Raw genomic sequence first — 3,194 nt, 5'->3', positions numbered from 1 at the left:
GTCCCGCGGGCCGCGAGGTGCGGTTCCGGAAGAGCTCGGGCGATTAGTGCGGCTCGGCTGAGGCTGTCGCCAGCCTTGCACCTGCCGTCTATCGACCAGGTAGTCTACCTGGGCCCTTACCGGAAGGAGAACTAATCCCTGGAACGGCTTCCCGCTTAGATGCCTTCAGCGGTTATCCGCGCCGCACGCGGCTACCCGGCCGTGCCGTTGGTCGACAACCGGTTCACCGGAGGTGCGTCCACCCCGGTCCTCTCGTACTGGGGGCAGCCTCCATCGATTCTCCTGCGCCCACGGAGGATAGGGACCGAACTGTCTCACGACGTTCTGAACCCAGCTCGCGTACCGCTTTAAACGGCGAACAGCCGTACCCTTGGGACCTGCTCCAGCCCCAGGATGCGATGAGCCGACATCGAGGTGCCAAACCTTGCCGTCGATGTGGACTCTTGGGCAAGATCAGCCTGTTATCCCCGGAGTACCTTTTATCCGTTGAGCGACGGCCCACCCACTCGGGGCCGCCGGATCACTAGAGCCTGCTTTCGCACCTGCTCGGCTTGTGGGCCTCGCAGTCAAGCCCGCTTGTACTCTTGCATTCAAAAGGACGGTTGCCGACCGTCCCGAGCGGACCTTCGCGCGCCTCCGTTACCCTTTAGGAGGCGACCGCCCCAGTCAAACTGCCCGCCTGGCACGGTCCCCGAGCCGGTTGACGGCCTCGGGTTAGGACGCCGGTCGCGCGAGGGCAGTATTCCAAGGGCGGCTCCCCGGGGGCTGGCGCCTCCGGATCGATGCCTCCTGCCTATCCTCTACACGCGGGACCAGCGGCCAATGCCAAGCTGCAGTGAAGGTTCACGGGGTCTCTCCGTCCTTCCGCGGGTAAGTCGCATCTTCACGACCAGTGCAATTTCACCGGGTCCATGGTCGAGACAGCGCCCAAGTCGTTGCGCCTTTCGTGCAGGTCGGAACTTACCCGACAAGGAATTTCGCTACCTTAGGACCGTTATAGTTACGGCCGCCGTTTACCGGGGCTTGGCTTCGGGGCTTCGCGCGATGCGCTAACTCCTCCGCGTGACCTTCCGGCACCGGGCAGGCGTCAGACCCTATACGTCGCCTTGCGGCTTCTGCAGAGTCCTGTGTTTTTGGTAAACAGTCGCTTGGGCCTCTCCACTGCGGCCCGCCTCCGCTCCCGGAGCAAGTCCGTTCACGTACGCGCGGGCACCCCTTCTCCCGAAGTTACGGGGCCATTGTGCCGAGTTCCTTGACCATGGTTGACCCGATCGCCTCGGTATGTTCTACCCACCCACCTGTGTCGGTTTGCGGTACGGGCGCGCACGCGCCTGCCTAGGGGTTTTTCTAGGGACCTCGGGCTCACTCGCTTCGCTCAGATGCTTCGTCCGGAGCCTCGCCCTCGTGCGGACCGGATTTCCCTGGTCCGCGGGCCGCGCTCCATCACGGGGACGTCCAGAACCCCGCCGAGCCACCCCCATCCGTCGCCCCGTCGGTCGTAGCGCCGCGTGCGCGGTGCAGGAATGTCTGCCTGCTGCGCGTCGGCTACGCCTCCCGGCCTCGCCTTAGCCCCCGACTGACCCTGGGAGGATTAGCCTTGCCCAGGAAACCTCGGGTTCACGGCGGACGAGTTACTCTCTCGTCTCTCGCTACTCATGCCAGCATTCTCACTCCCATGCGCTCCACCGCCGGTCGCCCGGCGGCTTCCCCGCCCATGGGAAGCTCCCCTACCGATTCTGAAAATCAAAATCCCGCCGCTTCGGTGTCCAGCTTAGCCCCGTGTATTGTCGGCGCATGTCCACTCGACCAGTGAGCTGTTACGCACTCTTTGAATGCATGGCTGCTTCTAAGCCAACATCCTGGTTGTCTGGGCGGACGCACATCCTTTGCCACTCGGCTGGAACTTGGGGACCTTAGCGGGCGGTCCGGGCTGTTTCCCTCTCGAGCACACAGCTTAGCCCACATGCTCTGACTGCCGCGCTCTGGGCCGCCGGCATTCGGAGTTCGGTTGGATTCGGTAGGCGGCGAAGCCCCCTCGTCCATCCGGTGCTCTACCTCCGGCGGTGAACGCGCGACGCTAGCCCTAAAGCTATTTCGGGGAGAACGAGATATCTCCGGGTTTGATTGGCCTTTCACCCCTATCCGCAGGTCATCGCCGCCGTTTTCAACCGACGTGCGTTCGGCCCTCCACGGGGTCTTACCCCCGCTTCAGCCTGCCCACGGATAGCTCACCCGGCTTCGCGTCCGCGGCGCGGGACTCAAGTCGCCCTGTTAAGGCTCGCTTTCGCTCCGGCTCCCTTTCGGTTAACCTCGCCCCGCGCCAGCGACTCGCTGGCTCATTCTACAAAAGGCACGCCGTCACACCATATAGGTGCTCCGACTGCTCGTGGGCGCACGGTTTCAGGTACTGTTTCACTCCCCTCCCGGGGTGCTTTTCACCTTTCCCTCACGGTACTGGTGCGCTATCGGTCACAGGGTAGTACTCAGGCTTGGATGGTGGTCCACCCAGGTTCGGACCGGGTTTCACGTGCCCGGCCCTACTCAGGGACCGCGTCGCGCCGTCCGGTCTGGGTTCGCGTACGGGGCTGTCACCCGCTGCGGCCGGCCCTCCCATGCCGTTCCGCTCCCCAGCCGGACCTGCGCCCGGGGGCGGCAGCCCCCGGATGCGCGGCCCTGCAACCCCGTCGGCGGAACCCCTGCCGGGTATGCCCGCTCGACGGTTTGGCCATCGGTCCCCTTTCGCTCGCCGCTACTCGGGGAGTCTCGAGATTGATTTCCTCTCCTCCGGGTACTTAGATGTTTCAGTTCCCCGGGTTGTCCTCCCCGCCCCTATGTGTTCGGGGCGGGGATATCCACACCTCTGTGGATGGGTTCGCCCATTCGGAGACCCCCGGGTCGAAGGATGTGTGCTCCTCGCCGGGGATTATCGCAGCTTGCCGCGTCCTTCATCGGCTCCCTGTGCCAAGGCATCCGCCGTGCGCCCGTGGTATCTTGCGGGACCGCATCGGGCCCGCGGGATATCCACGTGTCGCTAATTAAGTTAAATTAATCGATATCATGAATAGCGCTCGTATGTCGCAATTCGGGTATCTCATACCGCGGCACAGTAGTTGACTGTGCTCGCGATCAGATGCTCCTCACTCATTAATAAGTGAATTCTTCTTGTTTGGATCGGATGAATGATTGCTATCATT

General features: G+C 63.3%; 1 rRNA gene. It reads right to left on the bottom strand.

Going from position 1 to position 3,194, the window contains the following annotated elements:
- Positions 1-23: 23 nt before the first annotated feature.
- Positions 24-2,997: ribosomal RNA gene (locus DW037_RS10335) — 23S ribosomal RNA — on the bottom strand.
- Positions 2,998-3,194 lie beyond the last annotated feature (197 nt).

Source organism: Collinsella sp. AF39-11AT, assembly GCF_003474585.1.
Classification (GTDB): Bacteria; Actinomycetota; Coriobacteriia; order Coriobacteriales; family Coriobacteriaceae; genus Collinsella.
The sequence above is the reverse complement of the archived record's forward strand: the minus strand, read 5'-3'. Positions and strand labels throughout refer to the sequence as shown.